The organism is Acidovorax sp. 99 (genome assembly GCF_003096455.1).
Lineage (GTDB): Bacteria > Pseudomonadota > Gammaproteobacteria > Burkholderiales > Burkholderiaceae_C > Acidovorax > Acidovorax delafieldii.
Window position 1 is genome coordinate 2,765,335 of the sequence record NZ_QEKU01000001.1, and the last position, 21,051, is coordinate 2,786,385.

Genomic DNA, 21,051 nt, shown 5'->3' on the forward strand with positions numbered 1-21,051 from the left:
GATAATAGAGGCCCGCAACCGGGGGCTGGTGTTGCGTAAAACGATGATTTGAGGCGGGCCATCCGCCGTTCTGGAGTACGACTGAAAATGGCAGATTCCTTTTCCTACGAACAACTGATCGCCTCGGGCGAGGGCCGGCTGTTCGGCGCTGACAGCGGGCGTCTGCCGCTGCCACCCATGCTGATGTTTGACCGCATCACGCACATCGACAGCGATGGTGGCGCGCACGGGCTGGGAAAGATCCGCGCCGAGCTCGATGTCAAACCCGACCTGTGGTTCTTTGCCTGCCACTTCCAGGGCGACCCGGTCATGCCTGGCTGCCTGGGGCTCGACGCCATGTGGCAGCTCATCGGTTTTTACCTGACCTGGCTGCAACTGCCGGGCCGGGGCCGCGCGCTGGGTGCGGGCGAGGTCAAGTTCACCGGCGAGGTCGGCCCTGACGTGAAGCTGGTCACCTACGAAATCGATATCAAGCGCGTCATCAAGCGCAAGCTGGTCATGGCCATTGGCGATGCCCGCCTGCTGGCCGACGGCAAGGAAATCTATGTGGCCAACGACCTTCGCGTGGGTCTGTTCAAGCGCGAGGAAGACGGCAAGGACGCAGCATGACCACCAAGAAGCGCGTAGTCATCACCGGCGCGGGCATCGTCTCGTGCATTGGCAACGACCTGGCCTCCGTGGAAGCTTCGCTGCGTGCGGGCACCAGCGGCATCAAGGCCGTGGAGAAGTTCAAGGAACTGGGCCTGCGCAGCCAGGTGGGCGGCGCCCCGGAGATCGATATCGAAGCGCGCATCGACCGCAAGCAGCTGCGCTTCATGGGCGATGCGGCGGCCTATGCGCAGATCGCACTGGAAGACGCTATCCAGCAAGCAGGCCTCACGCCCGAGCAGGTCAGCCACCCGCGCACCGGCCTCATCATGGGTTCGGGCGGCGGTTCGCCCGCCAACCAGATCGAAGCGGCCGACACGCTGCGCGAAAAAGGCATCCGCCGCGTGGGGCCCTATCAGGTCACGCGCTGCATGAGCTCCACGGTTTCTGCGTGCCTGGCCACCAACTTCAAGGTCAAGGGCATCAACTACTCCATCACCTCGGCCTGCTCCACATCGGCCCACTGCATCGGCGCGGCCGCGCAGCAGATCGCCTGGGGCGTGCAGGACGTGATGTTTGCGGGCGGTGGTGAAGAGCTGAGCTGGGGCATGTCGCTGCTGTTCGACGGCATGGGCGCGATGTCCAGCAAGTACAACGAAACACCCGAAAAGGCCTCGCGCGCCTATGACGCCAACCGCGATGGTTTTGTGATCGCAGGCGGCGGCGGTGCCGTGGTGCTGGAGAGCCTGGAGCACGCCCAGGCCCGTGGCGCGACCATCCTGGCCGAAGTGGTGGGCTTTGGCGCCACCAGCGACGGTGAAGACATGGTGGCCCCGTCGGGCGACGGTGCCATTGCCTGCATGCAGCAGGCCATGGAAGGTCTGGACGCCCCCATCGACTACATCAACACCCACGGCACCTCCACCCCCGTGGGCGACATGCAGGAAGTGCGCGCCATGCGTGCCCTGTTTGGCGACAAGGTGCCACCGTTCTCGTCCACCAAGTCGCTCACCGGCCACTCGCTGGGCGCCACGGGCGTGCAGGAGGCCATCTACTGCATGATCATGCTGAACAAGGGCTTCATCGCCGGCTCGGCCAATGTCGAGACACCTGACCCGGCCTTGGGCGACATGCCTCTGGTCACGCAAACGCGCGATGCGCAGCTGAACACGGTGTTGTCCAACAGCTTCGGCTTTGGCGGCACCAACGCCAGCCTGGTGCTGCGCCGCTGGAACCACTGACCGCGGACTCCCCACCGCAACGGCCTGCCTGTCTCTGGACATGCAGGCCGTTTTTCCTGGGATCTATCGGGCCGTCAGCGCCTGACGGGCCTTGGGGTTGGGCTGCAGGGCCTCGTGCAGCAAGGCGGGCAACATGCCCAGCATGCGGGTGGCCTGCAGACCGGGCGGAAAGGCGCGCGCGTGGTAGCTGTACAGCGACATGGGGGCCAGCTCGTGCAGCTCCTGTGCCACCATCTGTGCAGGGTCCAGCCCCTTGGCGGTGAGAAAGTCCACCACCGTCCAGCCCATGCCCCGGCGCACCAGCTCCAGCGCCAGGCGCGATGTCTGCACCTGGATGCCGGGCCCGGCGGGCGAGCCGAGGCGGTGTGCGATTTCGTCAATCGCCTGGCGCATGGGGTCATCGCCCACCAGGCGGATCACGGGCACCTGCGCCAGCCGCGCACCGGGGCTGGCGGCACGGGGAGCACGCGCCCACACGCTGGTCGCGACCGCCAGGTACAAGCGACCACTGACCAGCAGATCGCTCGCGATTTGTGGGTGGGGGTGTTTGTAGAAACCCAGGCAAAAGTCCACGCTGCGCGTGAGCAGGGCCTGGGTCATCTGGTCCTGGTGGATGGTGCGCACCTCCACGCCCACCTGCGGATGCTGCTCGGCATGGTGCTGCAGCAGGCGCGGCAGAAATTCGTGCGTGATGGACGGTATGGCGCCCAGCCGCACATCGCCCGAATCACTGGTGGCCAGGTTGCGCGCAGTGCGCTTGAGGGCGTCCAGCTGCCGGTAAATGCCCGTGGACTCGGTGGCCAGCACCTGGGCCTCGGGCGTCGGGGTCAGGCCTGCCGGCGAGCGGTTGAACAGCCGGTAGCCCAGCTGCAGCTCGGTGTGCGCCACGGCCTTGCTGATTGCTGAGGGGGTGATGCACAGCAACCGCGCCGCAGCGCTCATGTTGCCGGTTTGCAGCACGGCCTGAAAAACTTCCAGTTGTCTCAAGTTCATGGCGGAGTTGTCTTGTGGCGGTGGCCGAGGGGCACTTCATGGCCTTCGAACGGCAGTTCAGGGGTGTGAGCTGAATTCATAAGGGTGGGTCAATTATTCCGCATGACTGTGTTCTGGTTTCTCATAGGATGCGGCACCGCTTCACCGGCGGTTTTGAATAAAGCGGCGCAACGCGCGCTGCCACCCAAAAAAATCAGGAGACTTCTTCATGCGCATTTCTTCCTCCCCCACCGCCAGTCGCTGGCTCGCGGGTTTGCTGTTGTCTGCTGCCTCCGCCGTTGCCATGGCCCAGGCTGCCAAGCCCAATGTGGTGGTGCTGGCCACGGGCGGCACCATTGCCGGTGCGGGCGCCTCGGCCGCCAACAGCGCAACCTATGCCGCCGCCAAGGTGCCGGTGGACAAGCTCCTGGCAGGCCTGCCTGAGCTGGCCAATGTGGCCAAGGTGTCGGGTGAGCAGGTGTTCCAGATCGCCTCCGAGAGCTTCACCAACGAGCACCTGCTGCGCCTCGGCCAGCGCGTGTCGGCCCTGGCCAAGCAGGCAGACGTGGATGGCATCGTGATCACCCACGGCACGGACACCCTGGAAGAAACCGCGTACTTCCTGAACCTCACCGTGCGCACCAACAAGCCCATCGTGGTGGTCGGCTCCATGCGTCCCGGCACGGCCCTGTCGGCCGACGGCGCGCTGAACCTGTACGACGCCGTGACCGTGGCCGCCAGCAAGGACGCCGCCGGCAAGGGCGTGCTGGTCACGATGAACGACGAGATCCAGAGCGGTCGCGATGTGAGCAAGACCATCAACATCAAGACCGAGGCCTTCAAGAGCCAGTGGGGCCCGCTGGGCATGGTGGTGGAAGGCAAGAACTACTGGTTTCGCGCCCCGGTCAAGCGCCACACGACCAACTCCGAGTTCAACATCGACGACATCAAGGCGCTGCCCGCCGTGGACATCGTGTACGGCTACGGCAACATGAACACCACGGGCATCGAGGCCTACGGCAAGGCCGGCGTCAAGGCGCTGATCCATGCCGGCACGGGCAACGGCTCGGTGGCCGCACAGGCGGTCGATTCGCTCAAGGCCTTGCGTGGCCAGGGCGTGCAGATCATCCGTTCGGCCCGCGTGCCCGATGGTTTTGTGCTGCGCAATGCCGAGCAGCCCGACGACAAGTACGACTGGGTGGTGGCCCATGACCTGCGCCCCCAAAAGGCCCGCATCCTGGCCATGGTCGCTTTGACCAAGACCAACGACAGCAAGGAACTGCAGCGCATTTTCTGGGAGTATTGATCCCTGTTTTCGAGGTTTGAACGCCATGCTTTGACGCGATGCATGCGTTGACGGCCACACCCGTGTGGCCACCGGTACGCACCGGCTTATAGCTCGCGTGACTGGTTGGGAAGGCTGGGGCTCCAAAAGGGCTCCGGCCTTTTTTCATGGGCGCGGGCCGGTGTTGCTGGCGCTGCCGCAGCACGCGCGGCTGCGCGCCGTAAAATCACTGGTTTGCGCGCGCGATGCCCGTCCTTGTTGCCCATGGGGCGGCGGGCGCTGGGTTTGGCTCGCGCACCGCGGTTTCTTCTTTTTCCCCTTACTTGCCAGGCCCTGGCTTGCCAGTGCCTCAGCCACAGACGCCATGTTGACATTCCAGCAAATCATTTTGAAGCTGCAGTCCTACTGGGACGCGCAGGGTTGCGCCCTTCTGCAACCCTATGACATGGAAGTGGGCGCCGGCACCTCGCACACTGCCACCTTCCTGCGCGCCATCGGCCCCGAGCCCTGGAAGGCCGCCTACGTGCAGCCCAGCCGCCGCCCCAAGGACGGCCGCTACGGCGAGAACCCCAACCGCCTGCAGCACTACTACCAGTACCAGGTGGTGCTCAAGCCCGCACCGGCCAACATCCTGGAGCTGTACTTGGGCTCGCTCGAAGCCCTGGGCTTCGACCTGAAAAAGAACGACATCCGCTTTGTCGAAGACGACTGGGAGAACCCCACGCTCGGCGCCTGGGGCCTGGGCTGGGAGGTGTGGCTCAACGGCATGGAAGTCACGCAGTTCACCTACTTCCAGCAGGTCGGCGGCATCGACTGCAAGCCTGCCACGGGCGAGATCACCTACGGCCTGGAGCGTTTGGCCATGTACCTGCAGGGCGTGGACAACGTCTACAACCTCAAGTGGACCGACACACTGAGCTACGGTGACGTGTACAAGCAAAACGAGGTGGAGCAGTCCACCTACAACTTCGAGCACAGCGACGCGGACTTCCTGTTCACGGCCTTCAATGCGCACGAAAAGCAGGCCAAGTACCTCATGGAGCAGCAGCTGGCGCTGCCTGCGTATGAGCAGGTGCTCAAGGCCGCACACAGCTTCAACCTGCTGGATGCGCGCGGTGCGATCAGCGTGACCGAACGCGCTGCCTACATCGGCCGCATCCGCAACCTGGCCCGTGCCGTGGCGCAAAGCTACTACGAGAGCCGCGAGCGCCTGGGCTTCCCCATGGCGCCGCGCGAGTGGGTGGAACAGATGACGAAGAAGGCTGCGTGAGAGAAATGACGATGACAACCCAAAACCTCCTCGTTGAACTGTTTGTCGAAGAGCTGCCGCCCAAGGCGCTGCAGAAGCTGGGCGATGCTTTCGCCACCGTGCTGGGCGACCAGCTCAAGGCCCTGGGCCTGGCGTCTGCCGCCTCGGTGGTCACGCCCTTTGCCTCGCCCCGCCGCCTGGCCGCGCATGTGACCGCCGTGGCCGACAAGGCCGCCGACAAGGCCGTGCAGCAAAAGCTGATGCCCGTGACCGTGGGCCTTCAAGCGGACGGCAACGCCACGCCTGCGCTGCTGAAAAAGCTGCAGGCGCTGGGCGCCGATGTGTCCAACCCCGCAGCCGCTGTGGCTGCCTTGAAGCGCGCGCAGGACGGCAAGGCCGAAGCCCTGTTCTACGACAGCGTGGTGCCCGGTGCCACGTTGCAAGCGGGCTTGCAAAAAGCGCTGGACGAAGCCATTGCCAAGCTCCCTATCCCCAAGGTCATGAGCTACCAGCTCGAAACCGACTGCGAGCTGCCCGGCTGGACCAGCGTGAACTTTGTGCGCCCCGCGCACGGCCTGGTGGCGCTGCATGGCAGCACCGTGGTGCCCGTGAAGGCGCTGGGCCTGACCGCTGGCAACAGCACCACCGGCCACCGCTTTGAAGCCGCCGTGTCGCCCGTGGTGCTGGCCGATGCCGACAGCTACGCCGCCACGCTGCAAAAAGACGGCGCCGTGATTGCCAGCTTTGCCGAGCGCAAGGCCGAGATCGCGCGCCAGCTGGCTGCGGCTGCTGCGAAGGTGGGCAACGGCGCCCGCCCCATCGAAGACGAAGCCCTGCTGGACGAGGTGACCGCGCTGGTGGAGCGCCCCAACGTGGTCATCTGCCAGTTTGAAGAGCAGTTCCTGGGCGTGCCACAAGAGTGCCTCATCCTCACGATGAAGGCCAACCAGAAGTACTTCCCGCTGCTCGACGCCGCAGGCAAGCTCACCAACAAATTCCTGGTGGTCAGCAACATCAGCCCCGAAGACACCAGCTTTGTGACCGGCGGCAACGAGCGCGTGGTGCGCCCCCGCCTGGCCGATGCCAAGTTCTTCTTTGACCAGGACCGAAAGAAGACCCTGGCCTCGCGTGTCGAGGGCCTGGGCAAGGTGGTCTATCACAACAAGTTGGGCACGCAGGGTGAGCGCGTGGAGCGCGTGCGCGCCATTGCCAAGGCGATTGCATCCCAGCTGGGCGACGCGCAACTGGTGCAGGATGCCGATCTGGCCGCGCAACTGGCCAAGACCGACCTCGTGACCGATATGGTGGGCGAGTTCCCTGAGCTGCAGGGCATCATGGGCGGCTACTACGCCCTGAACGACGGCCTGGGCGAGACCGTGGCGAACGCGATCGAAGACCACTACAAACCCCGCTTTGCGGGCGATGCACTGCCGCGCAACACCGCTGGCGTTGTGGTGGCGCTGGCCGACAAACTAGAAACACTGGTCGGCATGTTCGGCATCGGCAACCTGCCCACGGGCGACCGCGATCCGTTCGCGCTGCGCCGCCATGCACTGGGGGTGATCCGCATGCTGGTCGAAAAAGACCTGCCGCTGGACTTGAGCGCGTTGCTGGCCGGTGCCGTGCCTGCCTTTGGCGACAAGATCACCGATGCCACGCCCGCTCTGGCCGACTTCATCTACGACCGCCTTGCCGGCAGCCTGCGTGAGCAAGGCTACAGCGCGCAAGAAGTGGACGCCGTGCTGGCCCTGCGCCCGCAGCGCCTGGCCCTGGTCGAGAAGCAGCTGGCTGCAGTGCGTGCCTTCGCCGCCTTGCCCGAAAGCCCCGCCCTGGCAGCCGCCAACAAGCGCGTTGGCAACATCCTCAAGAAGGCCGAGGTCGAAGGCCCGGTGGATGCCCACGTCAACCCCAACCTGCTGCAGGAAAAGGCCGAGCAGGACCTGTACGCCGCGCTGCAGCGCTTTGTGCCCGAGGCCAATGCCCAGTTCGACGCGGGCGACTACACCGCCAGCCTGCAGACCCTGGCCGTGCTGCGTGCGCCCGTGGATGCGTTCTTTGACGACGTGATGGTGAACGCCGAGCAACTGGACCTGCGCCTGAACCGCCAGGGCCTGCTCAAGACGCTGCACGAAGCCATGAACCGCGTGGCCGATTTGTCCCGTCTGGCGGCCTGACCCCTGGTGCTGGTAGGCTGGTGGTTCTCACAAGGCAAACCCCTCCTATGAAACTCGCCATCCTCGACCGCGACGGCACCCTCAACCCGATGGGGGATGAATACATCACTTCGGCCGACGAGTGGGCGGCGGTGCCGGGCGCGCTCGAAGCCATTGCCCGCCTCAACCATGCCGGCTGGCATGTGGTGGTCGCCACCAACCAGCCGGGATTGGGCCGGGGCCTGTTTGACGTGGTGGCGCTCAACGCCATCCACGCCAAGATGCACCGGCAGGTGGCGGCGGTGGGCGGGCGCATCGACGCGGTGTTCTATTGCCCCCATGCGGCCGACGAGGACTGCAGCTGCCGCAAGCCCGCCCCGGGCCTGCTGGAGCAGATTTGCGACCGCTACGGCATGGAGCGTAACGAGATCCGCGTGGTCGGCAGCTGCGAGGTCCACCTGCAGGCGGGTGCCGCCCTGGGGGCCCAGTTGCACCTGGTGTGCACCGGCCGGTCTGCTGCGTTGCGGCCGGGCGGGGCGCTGCCTGCGGGGTTGCCGGCGGGTACGCAGTTGCACGCCAGCCTCGGAGATTTTGTGGACCAGTTGCTGCCGGTGGTGCCAAGCGCCGCAGCCGCCGTGGCCGCAGCGCCCTTGCCGCTGTCGTGACGGGGCGCAGCAGCATCTTGATGCTATTTAATTCATAGCTGTTGGCGCATATTTCACTAGCGCTTGCGGCCAAAAAGACATCCCAATGGCTCTTATCCGTTCTGTCATTCACCTTCTCTGGATGGGCATCACCGTGGTGCCCTACGCGCTGGCCATCATGCTGGGCACGCTGCTGGGCGTGCGGGGTGTGCCCCTTTACCGCATCGCCCGGGCCTGGCTGTCGCTGTGCATCAGCGGCGCGCGGGTGGTTCTGGGCATCCGCGCCGAGGTGACCGGCATGGAGAACCTGCCGCAGGGCGCCAACGAAGGCGCGATCCTGCTGGTCAAGCACCAGTCCACGTACGAGACCTTCCTGATGCCGGTGATCATGCCGCACCCTCTGGCCTACGTGTTCAAGAAGGAGCTGCTGCATGTGCCCTTCTTCGGCTGGGCCATCGGGCGGCTGGACATGATCCACATCGACCGCAACCAGCGCACGCAGGCCTTCAACAAGGTGGTGCAGCAGGGCAAGGACCTGCTGGCCAAGGGCATCTGGATCATCATGTTCCCCGAGGGCACGCGCATCGAGCGGGGGCAGAAGGGCAACTACAAGACCGGCGGTACCCGCCTGGCGATTGACACCGGTGCGCCGGTGATTCCGATCGCAGTGACCTCGGCCAAAGTGTGGCCGCGCAAGGCGTTCGTCAAGCGCCCCGGCGTGGTGGATGTGTCGATTGGCAAGCCCATCTCCAGCGTGGGGCGCCAGCCCGACGAACTGATGCGCGAGGTGGAGGCCTGGATCGAGGCCGAGATGCGTCGTCTGGACCCAGAGGCTTACCCAGCCCCAGCGGCCAACATCACGGCCCCCAGCGGGAAGTAAACCGACCGTGATGCAGCGGCTTGTGCAACTGGCGCTGGACCTGTTCGACCCGCCCGGGACCCCTGCAGCAGGCCCCAGTCCTGTGGCTGCAGGTTTCAAGCCCAATCAGCCACAAGCGCTAGTCGATCAAGCGCCGGTAGCTCCTAAAACTATAGTGAGCCGGCCTGCGGCGCCAGCGGTGCCGCTGCCTTCGCTGTTGTCGCCCGCCGAATTCCGCCACCCCCAGGCCAGCCGCGAGGTGTTGCTGGGAGATGCCGTCGTGGCCTATGCGCTGCAGCGCGCGCGCCGCCGCAGCATCGGCTTTACCGTGGGGGCCGATGGCCTGTCGGTGCGGGCCCCCAGCTGGGTGACGCTGGGCGCAGTGGATGCCGCGCTGCGCGAGAAGTCCGACTGGATCCTGCGCAAGCTGTCGGAGGCGCGCGAGCGCCAGCAGCGTATGGAAGGCGGTCGTATCGTCTGGGCCCATGGCGCAGAGCTGCCCTATCTGGGTGAGCCGCTGAGGCTGGTGCTGGACCCGAGCCACGGCTTTGCGGGCAAAGGTGGAGCGCTGGTGGCAGCGGTGGAGCAGGGCGGCGCAGCCACGACGCCCGGCCTGCACATCGGCCTGCCGCACAGCGCCAGCCCCGCACAGGTCCGCGATGCCGTCCAGGCCTGGTTGATGCGCGACGCGCGCCGCCACTTCACCGAGCGGCTGGACCACTTTGCCCCGCTGCTGGGCGTGCGCTGGGCCAGCCTGCGCCTGTCGAGCGCCAACACCCGCTGGGGCAGCGCCAAGGCCGACGGCTCCATCCGCCTGAACTGGCGCCTGCTGCACTACCGCCCGGCCATCATCGACTACGTGGTGGCGCACGAACTGGCCCACCTGCGCGTGATGGACCACAGCCCCCGCTTCTGGGACACCGTGGCCACCGTGGTGCCGGACTACGCGCAACTGCGCAGCCATCTCCGTGACGAACCCGCCCCCTTGTGGGATTGAAGAAGGACCCTGACGATGACCGAAGCCAAGATTTCCCCCGCCGAAGGCTACGCCGGTGACGTGACGCCCCAACAGGCCTGGCAATGGGTGCAGGCCGGGCAGGCCGTGCTGGTGGACGTGCGCAGCGACGCCGAACGCGAGTGGGTGGGCCACGTGCCCGGCGCCGCCGCGGTGGCCTGGAAGCAATGGCCGGGCATGGCGATGAACGCCGACTTTGATGCCCAGATGCGCGCTGCGGTGCCCGAGGGTGGACGGGCCGTGCTGCTGTGCCGCAGCGGTGTGCGCTCCATTGCCGCCGCGCGCCGCGCCACCGAGTTGGGTATCACCGCTTACAACATCCTCGAAGGGTTTGAGGGCGATGCGGATGCGCAAGGCCAACGCGGCAAACGTGGTGGCTGGCGCTTTCATGGCCTGCCGTGGAAGCAGGGCTGATTCGCTATCAAAAAAAGAGCTGCCAGCGCTTTTTCTACTAGCGCTGGCAGCTCAGAGGGCTTGAATCCGCGAGAGATTACTTGGTCAGTGGCGGAATCCGCAGCTTCTGGCCGGGATAGATCTTGTCGGGGTGGCTCAGCATGGGCTTGTTGGCCTCGAAGATCACGGGGTACTTGTTGGCGTCGCCATAGAACTTCTTGGCAATGGCGCTCAGGGTGTCGCCGCGCACCACGTCGTGGTATTGGGCCTCGGGCTCGGGGTTGGTCACCTCCATCAGGTTCTCGACGCTGGTCACGCTGGCCACGTTGCCGCAGCACAGGGTGACTTTTTCCTTGGCGGCCTGGGTGGGCGCGGTGCCTTTGACGGTGACCTTGCCTTGCGTGCCGTCGAATGCCACCTGTACGTTGCTGGCGCCCAGGTTTTGGGACGCGATGTAGGTCTCGATGGCCTTGGACGCCTTGGCGTTGAGTTCATCCTGCGTGGGGGCGGCGGCCGTGGCGGCCTGCGCTTCTTTGCCGCCGAACAGCTTTTCGCCGGCTTCCTTGATGAAACTGAAAAGACCCATGTCGTACCTCCTAATGTTGCAGAAACAGGAAGGACCACTGTAGCGGGTACGGGCGGCTGCGTCGTGTCGGACAGGGGCACGACACGATTTTTCACAATTTGGGGGCCGGGGAGGGTTGGTACTGCAGTGGCTGTCGCCCTCGGGCAGGGGCGCATCGCAAAACTCGGGATAATCCGCCGCATGACTTTTCTGGCCATCGACGTCGGTAACACCCGTCTCAAATGGGCGTTGTACGACGCTCCCCATCCCGGGGCTGCGCCCATTGCGCATGGCGCCGAGTTTCTTGACCACATCGACCGCCTGGCCGAAGGCAGCTGGGCCTCGCTGCCCCATCCGACACGCATGCTGGGCTGTGTGGTGGCGGGAGATGCCGTCAAACGCCGCGTACAGGAACAGATGGAAATCTGGGACGTCACCCCCTCGTGGGTGGTGTCATCGGCGCAAGAGGCGGGGTTGACCAATGGCTACGACCACCCCTCGCGCCTGGGCTCGGACCGGTGGGTGGCCATGATCGGCGCACGCCACCATGTGCTGGCAAGCGGCCCTGCACGGCCGCTGGTGGTGGTGATGGTGGGCACGGCCGTGACGGTGGAGTGCATCGACACCGAGGGCCGCTTCATGGGCGGCCTGATCCTGCCCGGCCACGGCATCATGCTGCGTGCGCTTGAAACCGGCACCGCCGGCCTGCACGTGCCTACGGGTGAAGTGCGCCCGTTCCCTACCAACACCAGCGATGCGCTGACCAGCGGCGGCACCTACGCCATCGCGGGGGCCGTGGAGCGCATGTACCAGCACCTGTTGCAGCACTGCGGCCAGGAGCCTGCCTGCATCATGACCGGCGGCGCCGGCTGGAAGATGGCGCCCAGCATGACACGGCCGTTTGAGCTGGTGGACAACCTGATTTTTGACGGTCTGCTGGAGATTGCCGCGCAGCGGTTTGGGGGCTGAGGGCTTTTGAGCTCCGCATCCATAGCAGCGCGACACGGCAATCTACTGAAAACCTCTGTGCAAAACTGGCGCTGCGCAAGCCAGAGACACCGAGCAAGGGCCACCCCGCAGCGAGGGTGTCGTCCCCCTTCCCGAATGGCGTAGCTAGTCGAGAGAAGGGGGGAGCGGCAAAGCCGCTCAGGGGGATGCCTCTTACTCTTCTTCCAGTTCCGCCCGTGCCATCTCCACGTCCAGCCGCTCCATGGCATCCATGGGTTCTGCGGTGGCGGCCTTTTCGTAGAGCGCAGTGGCTTCCTTCATCTTCTTGTCGCCCTCCAGCATGACGAGGGCATTGGCGTACTCAATCATGGCGATGGCCGATCCCGGGTTGAGCTTGAGAGCCTCCTGGAACAGCTTGAGGCCCGTGTCCTTCTTGGCGCCATAGGTCATGCCGCCAATCAGCGAACCCACCTTGTCGATCACCTCCGCATGGAAGGCGCCCAGCGCAATGCGCGCATCGGCGTGTTTGGGCGACAGGGCGATGGCCTTTTCCAGCGACTCCTTCACCTTGCCGCCCAGGCCCTGCGCCAGCGCCTTGGCCACGCTGATGCCCTGGCTGTAGCGGCCCAGCGCATACGCATGCCAGTACCAGGCGTTGGCGTTGTTCGGTTCTGCGGCTGCCTGGGCCTCGGCCCTTTCGGCCACCTGCATGAACAGGTCCAGCCGCGTCTTTTCCTTGGGCTCCAGGTAGTTGGCGTAGATGGAGGTGGCCTTGTTGGCTGCGGTAATGCCCGCTCCACCGGCCGCCAGGCCTGCAGCCGCCGCTTTCTCAAAGTCGCCGTTGTGGAACAGTGCCCACGCTTCCAGCGCGGCTGCGTCCTTGGGGCAGGGTTCGGCATCACCGCCATGCAGTCGTGCCCATTGCTTCTTGACGCTCGCAGCGTCGAACTGGTAGTCGCCGGCGTGGGGGAAGGGGGTCCATTTGGCCATGGTGTGTGTCTCCGGAAGTTCTTGTGGTTGGGTGTCTGTGGTGGGCCGTCTCTGTATCAGCCAGGCACTGCGGCGTAGGCGCCGACCAGCTCCAGCAGGTGGGCTCGCTGGCCGCTTTCGAGGTAGGGCATGAGCAGGTTCAGCACATGGTGGGCTCCGCGCAGCAGCGCGGCCTGGGCGCTTTCAGGCTCCAGCGCGCGGCGCGGGTCGCGCACGTATTCAAAACTGAGCCAGTAGGTGAGCACCACGACCATGCTGGTGGCGGTGGCCTCCAGCTCGCGCGAGTCGATGTGCAGCGCGTCTGCGCGCCCCATGCCATCGAGCATGGCGCGCACGGCGCGGGTCTTGTTCTTGAGGATGGCCTGGAAGTGCGTCTCCAGGCGCCGGTTCTTGGACAGCAGGTCGTTGAGATCGCGGTACAGAAAGCGGTACTGCCAGATCAGCTCGAACAGCGAGTGCATGAAGAACCAGGCGTCCTCCACATTGCGCACACCATCTGCTGCGGCCAGCAGCTCGGTGAGCGAGCCTTCGTAGCGATCAAACAGCGCGTTGATCAGCTCGTCCTTGGCGGGGTAGTGGTAGTAGAGATTGCCAGGGCTGATGCGCAACTCGGCCGAGATCAGGGTGGTGGAGACGTTGGGTTCACCGAACCGGTTGAACAGGTCCAGCGTCACTTCCAGAATGCGTTCTGCGGTGCGGCGTGGCGCTTTCTTCACCATGTGTGTGGGCCCCTTCGCGTCATTGTGTGTCGTTGTTGCGTTGTCTCTGATGGCTACTCTAACCCACGCAGTCATGCTGCAGTGCGACATGAGAAGAGGGCGCGCGCGTCGCTCCCAGATCGCTTTTAGCGCACTTCACGGGTTTCACCAAAAAAAGAAAAGCGGTCCAGGCGCCGTGGCGCGCGGACCGCTTGGTGCGGGCTGGGTGCTTGCCGCTGGCAAGCCGTGATCAGCTGGCCGACGGCGTGCTGGGGGCTGCGTCGGCAGCGGCACGTGTTGCGGTCTTCTTGGCCACAGCCTTCTTGGCGGGGGCCTTGGCTGCAGGCTTTGCGGCTGCCTTGGCAGGCGCGGCCTTCTTTGCGGCCGCCTTTTTGGCAGGGGCCTTGGCAGCGGGCTTGGCCGCAGCCTTGGCAGGAGCTGGCTTGCTGCCCTTGGCCAGTGCGTCCACACGGGCGCTCAGGGCTTCCAGGTCGCGGGCCGAGGGCACGCCCAGCTTGGCCAGGGCCTTGGCCACGCGGTCTTCGAAGATGTTTTCGAGCTTGTCCCACTGGCCCTGGGCCTTGGAGCCGATGTCGCTGGCCATGGTGGTCACGCGGCTGGTGGCTTCTGTGATCTTTTCTTCGGCCACGGCCTGGGTCTTGCGCTGGATGGTCAGGCCTTCCTTGACCAGGGCTTCAAACACCTTGCCACCTTCTTCCTGCGCCTTGGAGAAGGCACCCAGACCGGCCAGCCAGATCTGCTGGGCGGAGTCCTTGACGGTGCTGGACAGTTGGGCGTTGCTCTTCTTCTTGTCAGCGCTGAGTTTCTGCAGTTTCTTGACCATAAGGCCTCCATGGTGCGGTTGGTTGGGGTTGCCGGGGCGATTTTGCCTTCGACTCATGGCCGCACTGTACGCCGCACGGTGCGCAAGGTGTAGGCGCGCGCTCCTAAAAATGTAGAGCGTGCCATCTAGCCCGCGTGCCCGCTGGGCACCTAGCATCGGCGCGGGTTTCTGCTGAATCGGGGTGTGCAGGCCTTGGGCAAGAATGAAGCTATCTCAGAGGAGTTATCCATGCAGTATTTCGTGACGGGGGCAACAGGGTTCATTGGCAAGCGGCTGGTCAAGAAGCTGCTGGAGCGCAAGGGGGCGGTGGTGCATTTCCTGATCCGCAAGGAAAGTGCGGACAAGGTGGCCGACCTGCGCAGCTTCTGGGGCGTAGGCCCTGCACGCGCCATCCCCGTGTTTGGCGACCTCACCGCCAAGAAGCTGGGCGTCTCGGCAGACGACGTGAAGAAGTTCAAGGGCCAGATCGACCACTTCTACCACCTGGCCGCGGTGTATGACCTCTCTGCTGACGAAGAAACCCAGGTGGCCGTGAACATCGAGGGAACGCGCAACACGGTGGACCTGGCCAAGGCGATTGATGCCGGGCACTTCCACCATGTCTCCTCCATCGCGGCCGCAGGTCTGTACGAAGGCGTGTTCCGCGAAGACATGTTCGAGGAAGCCGAGGGCCTGGACCACCCGTACTTCCAGACCAAACACGAGAGCGAAAAGATCGTGCGCCAAGACTGCAAGGTGCCCTGGACGGTGTACCGCCCGGCCATGGTGGTGGGCGACAGCCAGACCGGCGAGATGGACAAGATCGATGGGCCCTACTACTTCTTCAAGCTCATCCAGCGCCTGCGCCAGCTGCTGCCGCCCTGGATGCCCACCGTGGGCCTGGAAGGCGGGCGCGTGAACATCGTGCCGGTGGACTTCGTGGTCAATGCCCTCAACGTCATCAGCCACCAGAAGGACATCACCAAGAAGTGCTACCACCTGGTGGACCCAGTGGGCTACCGCGTGGGCGATGTGCTCGATATCTTCAGCCGCGCAGCCCATGCGCCGCGCATGAACCTGTTCGTCAACGCCGCGTTGTTGGGCTTCATCCCCAAGAGCGTGAAGAAGAGCCTGATGGCGCTGGCGCCCGTGCGCCGCGTGCGTAACGCGGTGATGAAGGACCTGGGCCTGCCCGAGGACATGCTCACCTTCGTGAATTACCCCACGCGCTTTGATTGCCGCGAAACGTTGGCCGCGCTCAAGGGCTCCGGCGTCATCTGCCCCAATCTCAAGGACTACGCCTGGCGGCTGTGGGACTACTGGGAGCGCAATCTGGACCCCGAGCTGTTCATCGACCGCACGCTCAAGGGCACGGTGGCGGGCAAGGTGGTGCTGATCACCGGTGGATCGTCTGGCATCGGGCTGGCGGCGGCGCACAAGTTTGCCGAGGCGGGTGCCACCACCATCATTTGCGGGCGCGACCAGGACAAGCTGGACGAGGCCTGTGCCGAGGCAAAGGCGAAAGGCTACAGCTTCATCGCGTACTCGGCCGACATCGCCGACATGACCGACTGCGATCGCTTTGTGCAGCTGCTCATCGACAAGCATGGCGGTGTGGATTTCCTGATCAATAACGCGGGCCGCTCCATCCGCCGCGCCATCGAGTCGAGCTACGACCGCTTCCACGACTACGAGCGCACCATGCAGCTGAACTACTTCGGCTGCCTGCGCGTGACGATGGGTTTCTTGCCCGGCATGGTGGCTAAGCGCAAGGGCCATGTGGTCAACATCAGCTCCATCGGCGTGCTGACCAACGCGCCGCGTTTTTCGGCCTATGTGGCCAGCAAGGCGGCGCTGGACGCGTGGACGCGCTGCGCATCGAGCGAGTTTGCCGACCAGGGCATCACCTTCACCACCATCAACATGCCCCTGGTGCGCACCCCAATGATTGCGCCCACCAAGATCTACAACAACGTGCCCACGCTGAGCCCCGAGGAGGCGGCGGACATGATTGCCCAGGCCTGCATCTTCAAGCCGGTGCGCATCGCCACGCGGCTGGGCATCACCGGCCAGCTGCTGCACGCGCTGGTGCCACGCGTGGCGCAGATCACCATGAACACGAGCTTCCGCATGTTCCCGGATTCCACCGCCGCCAAGGGCGCCAAGGATGCCAAACCGCAGTTGTCCGCCGAGGCGGTGGCGCTGCAGCAAATGATGCGTGGCATCCACTTCTGAAGTTGCGCCGCCTTCCTCCAAGGGGCCCGTGTTGAAATCTGTTACCCAGAGGTCAGGCGGGCAGGGATAATCACAGGCTTTGCCCAACGGGCATTACACACAGCCCCCTATGATTCTGGTAACTGGCGGCGCGGGTTTCATCGGCGCCAACTTTGTCCTTGACTGGCTCGCTGCCTCCAGTGAGCCCGTTGTTAACCTCGACAAGCTCACTTATGCGGGCAATCTGCACAATTTGGAAAGTGTGCAAGGTGATGCGCGGCACATCTTTGTGCAAGGGGATATTTGCGACTCTGCGTTGGTAGCCCAGCTGCTGACCGAGCACAAGCCCCGCGCGGTGGTGAATTTCGCAGCCGAGTCGCATGTGGACCGCTCCATCCACGGGCCCGAGGATTTCATCCAGACCAACATCGTCGGTTCGTTCCGCCTGCTCGAAGCCGTGCGCGCTTACTGGACTGTGCTACCCGAGGGCGAACGTGCCGCCTTCCGGTTGCTGCACGTATCCACCGACGAGGTGTACGGCTCGCTCGCACCCACTGACCCGGCCTTCACCGAGACACGTGGCTTCGAGCCCAACAGTCCCTACAGCGCCAGCAAAGCCGCAAGCGACCATCTGGTGCGCGCATGGCACCACACCTACGGCCTGCCGGTCCTCACCACTAACTGCAGCAACAACTACGGGCCGTACCACTTCCCTGAGAAGCTGATCCCGCTAATGATCGTCAACGCGCTGGCCGGCAAGAACCTGCCGGTGTATGGCGACGGCAAGCAGGTGCGCGACTGGCTCTATGTGAAAGACCACTGCAGCGCTATCCGCCGCGTGCTGGAAGCCGGTACGCCTGGTGAGACCTATAACGTGGGTGGCTGGAACGAGAAACCCAATATTGAGATCGTGAACATGGTCTGCAGCCTGCTAGACGAGCTGCGCCCCCGCGCCGACGGCCAAAGCTACAAGGCCCAGATCACTTACGTGAAAGACCGCCCCGGCCACGACCGCCGCTACGCCATCGACGCGCGCAAGATCGAGCGCGAGCTGGGCTGGAAGCCCGCCGAAACCTTCGACACTGGCATCCGCAAGACGGTTCAGTGGTACCTGGAGCATGCCGACTGGGTGGCCAGCGTGCAGACTGGCGCTTACCGCGATTGGGTCCAGACCCAGTACGACCATGAAGAGGCTGCTGTCCTTTCAGGCGACCGCGTATGAATATCCTTCTTTTTGGCAAGGGGGGGCAGGTCGGCTGGGAGTTACAGCGCAGCCTGTCGGTGTTGGGCACCGTCATGGCCCTGGACTTCGACAGTACCGAGCACTGCGGCGATTTCTCCAACCCCTCTGGCGTGGCCGAGACGGTGCGTGCCTTGCGTCCCGACATCATTGTCAATGCTGCGGCCCACACCGCTGTGGACAAGGCCGAGAGCGAAGCCGACTTCGCCCGTACGCTGAACGCCACCACGCCGGGCGCCATTGCCCAGGAGGCGGCGAAGCTGGGTGCTTGGCTGGTGCACTACAGCACCGACTACGTCTTCGATGGCAGCGGCAGCCGCCCCTGGCTCGAAAGTGACACACCCGCTCCCTTGAGTGTGTACGGTCGCACCAAGCTCGAAGGCGAGCAGCTCATTGCAGAGGCTTGCGCAAAGCACTTGATCCTGCGCACCAGCTGGGTCTATGCGGCGCGTGGTGGCAACTTCGCCAAGACCATGCTGCGCCTGGCGCAGGAGCGTGAGCGCCTGACTGTGATCGACGACCAGTGGGGAGCGCCCACGGGTGCCGATCTTCTGGCCGACGTGACGGCACATGCCCTGAGCCACTTGCTACAGCGCCCTCAGGATGCAGGTCTGTACCACTGTGTCGCAGCCGGTGAAACGAACTGGAACGAGTACGCAAAGTTCGTGATCGCGCAGGCGCAGCTTGCGCAACCTGCTATCCAAATCAAAGCAAAAGAAGTCGCGCCCGTCCCTTCGAGCGCATTTCCCACTCCTGCGGTGCGCCCGCACAATTCGCGCCTTCATACCGGCAAGCTGCAAGCCACCTTCGGCCTGCAGATGCCCCACTGGCAAGCGGGCGTGGCGCGCATGCTGGCTGAAATCCTCTGATCGGCACCCTCACATGACGCAACGCAAAGGCATCATCCTTGCCGGAGGCTCCGGTACCCGGCTGCATCCGGCCACCTTGGCCATCAGCAAGCAACTGCTGCCGGTGTACGACAAGCCCATGATCTACTACCCGCTGAGCACCCTGATGCTCGCGGGCATCCGCGACATCCTGGTCATCAGCACGCCGCAGGACACGCCGCGGTTTGAGCAACTGCTGGGCGACGGCAGCCAATGGGGCCTGAACCTGCAATATGCCGTGCAGCCCAGTCCGGAGGGCTTGGCGCAGGCGTTCATCATCGGAAAGGCTTTCCTGGCCGGTGCGCCCAGTGCGCTGGTGCTGGGCGACAACATCTTCTACGGCCACGACTTCCACGAGCTGCTGAACAACGCCCGGCAGCGAGAAGTGGGGGCCAGTGTTTTTGCCTACCATGTGCAGGACCCTGAGCGCTATGGCGTGGCTGAGTTCGATTCCCGGGGCAAAGTGCTTTCTCTGGAGGAAAAACCAGCACAACCCAAGAGCAGCTATGCGGTCACAGGCCTGTACTTTTACGACGACCAAGTGGTTGAGATGGCCAAGAAACTTCAGCCCTCGCCGCGTGGAGAGCTGGAGATCACTGATTTGAACCGTCTGTATCTGGAGCAAGGGCAGTTGAGTGTAGAGATCATGGGGCGCGGTTATGCGTGGCTCGATACAGGTACGCATGAAAGTCTCCTGGAGGCGGGCCAGTTCATCGCCACCCTCGAGCGCCGCCAGGGTCTCAAGATCGCCTGCCCCGAAGAAATCGCGTGGCGCCAGCAATGGATCGACGCCGCCCAGCTTAAGCGCCTTGCGATGCCCCTCACCAAGAACGGCTACGGCCAGTATCTGCTGCGCGTGGCCCAGGAAAAAATTTATTGAGAACCCGTATGCAAGCCACTCCCCTCGCTATTCCCGACGTCGTTCTGATCCAGCCGAAGGTGTTCGGGGATGCACGCGGGTTTTTCTTTGAGAGCTTCAATCAGCGGGTGTTTAACGAAGCGACGGGGACGTCCCATCAGTTCGTCCAGGATAACCACAGCCGCAGCGCCAAGGGCGTTTTGAGGGGGTTGCACTTCCAGTTGGGACCGTGGGCGCAGGGCAAGTTGGTACGCTGTGTCAGAGGGGCTGTTTTCGATGTGGCGGTTGATATTCGAAAAAACTCGCCCTCTTTTGGACAATGGGTTGGTGCCGAGCTGACTGAGGAAAATAACCAACAGCTGTGGGTGCCCCCTGGCTTTGCCCATGGATTTTTAACGTTGAGCGATACCGCAGATTTTTTGTATAAAACTACTGCTTACTATGCGCCAGAGGCTGAGCGTTCTATCGCCTGGAACGATCCGCGCATCGGAGTGACATGGCCAGAAACTGGCGATAGTCCTGTGCTATCAAATAAAGACCGCGATGCTCCTCGTCTCGACGATCTCATTGCGATGTTGGATCAATAGATGTTCGGGGTCTTCGGGTGTCTGTGAGTATTTCCGTGGTTAGTCACGGGCATGGTGCGCAAGTGCTGGCTCTTTTGCAGCTGCTATCGGCTGCACCTGACTTGTCTTGGTGCCAGCGCATTTGGATCACCATCAATGTGCCAGAGCCAAAGCTATTGGATGGTCTTCGACCATGGCAGGTCAATGGAGAGTATTGCATCGGGCGAATCAAATTTTTTTTGATCGTTAACAGGCACCCTCTGGGTTTTGGTGCAAATCACAACCAGGCTTTTTTGAAGGATCGATCGCAAAATAGTCCTTCCAAGTATTTTGTTGTGATGAATCCAGATATTTCGTGGAGTGCAGATCCTTGGCTCGCCTTGCTGGATAGCGCTTGTCAGCCGGAGGTTGGTTGCGTATATCCCATACAAATCGACGGCAAAGGACGACCTCAGGACTACCGGCGTCTGCTTCCCACGCCGTGGGCGCTATGGAAAAGGCATGTGTTGAAAAGTGCGTCCGAGCGAGATGTGCACATTCCCGATTGGGTAAGTGCCGCGCTATTGCTGTTTCCTGCCGAGGTCTTTGCCGAAATTCAGGGATTTGATGAGCGTTACCACATGTATTGCGAGGATGTCGACATCTGCCTGCGGTTGCAGTTGGCGGGCTACCGCTTGGTGGGGGTGTCAAATGCGTGTGTGACGCACACGGCGCGGCGCGCGAGTCGCAGCGATGCGCACCATTTACTTTGGCATATTCGGAGCCTGTGGCGGCTGTGGTTTTCCTCTGCCTGCTGGAGATTCTGGCGGCAGCGTCATGCTCTTCGGACCCACTCCCCGCGTGGTCGATGACCGTTACCATT

At 63.8% G+C, this 21,051-nt stretch carries 21 protein-coding genes; 16 read left to right on the plus strand and 5 right to left on the minus strand.

The genetic code is table 11. The annotated features are described in order from the left end of the window. The first annotated feature begins 87 nt into the window (after positions 1 to 87). Both fabA and fabB read left to right on the plus strand, forming a co-directional pair. The gene (gene fabA, locus C8C95_RS12950) at positions 88 to 609 is read left to right on the plus strand and encodes a 3-hydroxyacyl-[acyl-carrier-protein] dehydratase FabA (protein WP_008907199.1); all 522 of its coding nucleotides are present in this window, start codon (positions 88 to 90) and stop codon (positions 607 to 609) included. Then, positions 606 to 1,829, plus strand: a complete 1,224-nt coding sequence (gene fabB, locus C8C95_RS12955; RefSeq protein ID WP_099731313.1) for a beta-ketoacyl-ACP synthase I — start codon at positions 606 to 608, stop codon at positions 1,827 to 1,829. The genes fabA and fabB overlap by 4 nt, the downstream gene beginning before the upstream one ends. A gap of 63 nt (positions 1,830 to 1,892) precedes the next feature. Here the strand turns inward: fabB and C8C95_RS12960 are convergent, their stop codons facing one another. Next, positions 1,893 to 2,822, minus strand: coding sequence for a LysR family transcriptional regulator (locus C8C95_RS12960; RefSeq protein ID WP_099731312.1), 930 nt, complete (start codon positions 2,820 to 2,822; stop codon positions 1,893 to 1,895). A gap of 208 nt (positions 2,823 to 3,030) precedes the next feature. Here C8C95_RS12960 and C8C95_RS12965 point away from each other — a divergent pair, with 208 nt between their 5' ends. The 7 genes from C8C95_RS12965 (at position 3,031) to C8C95_RS12995 (ending at position 10,420) form a co-directional block, all read left to right on the plus strand. Further along, complete coding sequence (locus C8C95_RS12965) at positions 3,031 to 4,107, plus strand: type II asparaginase (RefSeq protein WP_099731311.1); 1,077 nt, start codon at positions 3,031 to 3,033, stop codon at positions 4,105 to 4,107. A gap of 343 nt (positions 4,108 to 4,450) precedes the next feature. Beyond that, complete coding sequence (glyQ, locus tag C8C95_RS12970) at positions 4,451 to 5,356, plus strand: glycine--tRNA ligase subunit alpha (protein WP_010462637.1); 906 nt, start codon at positions 4,451 to 4,453, stop codon at positions 5,354 to 5,356. 11 nt (positions 5,357 to 5,367) lie between these two features. Further along, entirely contained in the window at positions 5,368 to 7,509 is a 2,142-nt protein-coding gene (glyS, locus tag C8C95_RS12975) for a glycine--tRNA ligase subunit beta (RefSeq protein WP_116750275.1), read from the plus strand. A 47-nt stretch (positions 7,510 to 7,556) separates the two neighbouring features. Beyond that, the gene (gene gmhB / locus C8C95_RS12980) at positions 7,557 to 8,153 is read left to right on the plus strand and encodes a D-glycero-beta-D-manno-heptose 1,7-bisphosphate 7-phosphatase (protein ID WP_116748853.1); all 597 of its coding nucleotides are present in this window, start codon (positions 7,557 to 7,559) and stop codon (positions 8,151 to 8,153) included. Between the two features lie 85 nt (positions 8,154 to 8,238). Then, complete coding sequence (locus tag C8C95_RS12985; RefSeq protein WP_116748854.1) at positions 8,239 to 9,012, plus strand: lysophospholipid acyltransferase family protein; 774 nt, start codon at positions 8,239 to 8,241, stop codon at positions 9,010 to 9,012. A gap of 10 nt (positions 9,013 to 9,022) precedes the next feature. After that, the gene (locus C8C95_RS12990) at positions 9,023 to 9,988 is read left to right on the plus strand and encodes a SprT family zinc-dependent metalloprotease (protein WP_116748855.1); all 966 of its coding nucleotides are present in this window, start codon (positions 9,023 to 9,025) and stop codon (positions 9,986 to 9,988) included. Between the two features lie 15 nt (positions 9,989 to 10,003). Then, positions 10,004 to 10,420, plus strand: coding sequence for a rhodanese-like domain-containing protein (locus tag C8C95_RS12995; RefSeq protein ID WP_116748856.1), 417 nt, complete (start codon positions 10,004 to 10,006; stop codon positions 10,418 to 10,420). 76 nt (positions 10,421 to 10,496) lie between these two features. On the opposite strand, the gene lysM is transcribed toward C8C95_RS12995, so the two are convergent. After that, on the minus strand, positions 10,497 to 10,985 hold the full coding sequence (gene lysM / locus C8C95_RS13000) for a peptidoglycan-binding protein LysM (RefSeq protein ID WP_056745437.1): 489 nt from the start codon (positions 10,983 to 10,985) through the stop codon (positions 10,497 to 10,499). Positions 10,986 to 11,165: 180 nt separating this feature from the next. On the opposite strand from lysM, the gene C8C95_RS13005 reads away from it, so the two are divergent. Continuing rightward, positions 11,166 to 11,933, plus strand: coding sequence for a type III pantothenate kinase (locus tag C8C95_RS13005; protein WP_116748857.1), 768 nt, complete (start codon positions 11,166 to 11,168; stop codon positions 11,931 to 11,933). Between the two features lie 192 nt (positions 11,934 to 12,125). On the opposite strand, the gene C8C95_RS13010 is transcribed toward C8C95_RS13005, so the two are convergent. From C8C95_RS13010 to C8C95_RS13020, 3 genes are all read right to left on the minus strand, one after another. Beyond that, complete coding sequence (locus C8C95_RS13010) at positions 12,126 to 12,902, minus strand: hypothetical protein (RefSeq protein ID WP_056059480.1); 777 nt, start codon at positions 12,900 to 12,902, stop codon at positions 12,126 to 12,128. A gap of 56 nt (positions 12,903 to 12,958) precedes the next feature. Continuing rightward, positions 12,959 to 13,621 (minus strand): TetR/AcrR family transcriptional regulator, encoded by a 663-nt coding sequence (locus C8C95_RS13015; RefSeq protein WP_056059478.1) that lies wholly within the window; start codon positions 13,619 to 13,621, stop codon positions 12,959 to 12,961. Between the two features lie 229 nt (positions 13,622 to 13,850). Beyond that, on the minus strand, positions 13,851 to 14,444 hold the full coding sequence (locus C8C95_RS13020) for a phasin family protein (RefSeq protein WP_116748858.1): 594 nt from the start codon (positions 14,442 to 14,444) through the stop codon (positions 13,851 to 13,853). A 228-nt stretch (positions 14,445 to 14,672) separates the two neighbouring features. Between C8C95_RS13020 and C8C95_RS13025 the strand changes: the two genes are divergently transcribed. The 6 genes from C8C95_RS13025 (at position 14,673) to C8C95_RS23530 (ending at position 21,040) form a co-directional block, all read left to right on the plus strand. Further along, the gene (locus tag C8C95_RS13025) at positions 14,673 to 16,658 is read left to right on the plus strand and encodes an SDR family oxidoreductase (RefSeq protein ID WP_116748859.1); all 1,986 of its coding nucleotides are present in this window, start codon (positions 14,673 to 14,675) and stop codon (positions 16,656 to 16,658) included. A 109-nt stretch (positions 16,659 to 16,767) separates the two neighbouring features. Next, positions 16,768 to 17,859, plus strand: a complete 1,092-nt coding sequence (gene rfbB / locus C8C95_RS13030) for a dTDP-glucose 4,6-dehydratase (protein WP_116748860.1) — start codon at positions 16,768 to 16,770, stop codon at positions 17,857 to 17,859. Next, positions 17,856 to 18,746, plus strand: coding sequence for a dTDP-4-dehydrorhamnose reductase (gene rfbD / locus C8C95_RS13035; protein ID WP_116748861.1), 891 nt, complete (start codon positions 17,856 to 17,858; stop codon positions 18,744 to 18,746). Before rfbB ends, rfbD begins: the two co-directional genes overlap by 4 nt. 13 nt (positions 18,747 to 18,759) lie before the next feature. After that, the gene (gene rfbA, locus C8C95_RS13040) at positions 18,760 to 19,644 is read left to right on the plus strand and encodes a glucose-1-phosphate thymidylyltransferase RfbA (protein WP_116748862.1); all 885 of its coding nucleotides are present in this window, start codon (positions 18,760 to 18,762) and stop codon (positions 19,642 to 19,644) included. An 8-nt stretch (positions 19,645 to 19,652) separates the two neighbouring features. Beyond that, positions 19,653 to 20,210, plus strand: a complete 558-nt coding sequence (gene rfbC / locus C8C95_RS13045; protein ID WP_116748863.1) for a dTDP-4-dehydrorhamnose 3,5-epimerase — start codon at positions 19,653 to 19,655, stop codon at positions 20,208 to 20,210. Positions 20,211 to 20,233: 23 nt separating this feature from the next. Continuing rightward, the gene (locus C8C95_RS23530; protein ID WP_133246231.1) at positions 20,234 to 21,040 is read left to right on the plus strand and encodes a glycosyl transferase; all 807 of its coding nucleotides are present in this window, start codon (positions 20,234 to 20,236) and stop codon (positions 21,038 to 21,040) included. Positions 21,041 to 21,051 lie beyond the last annotated feature (11 nt).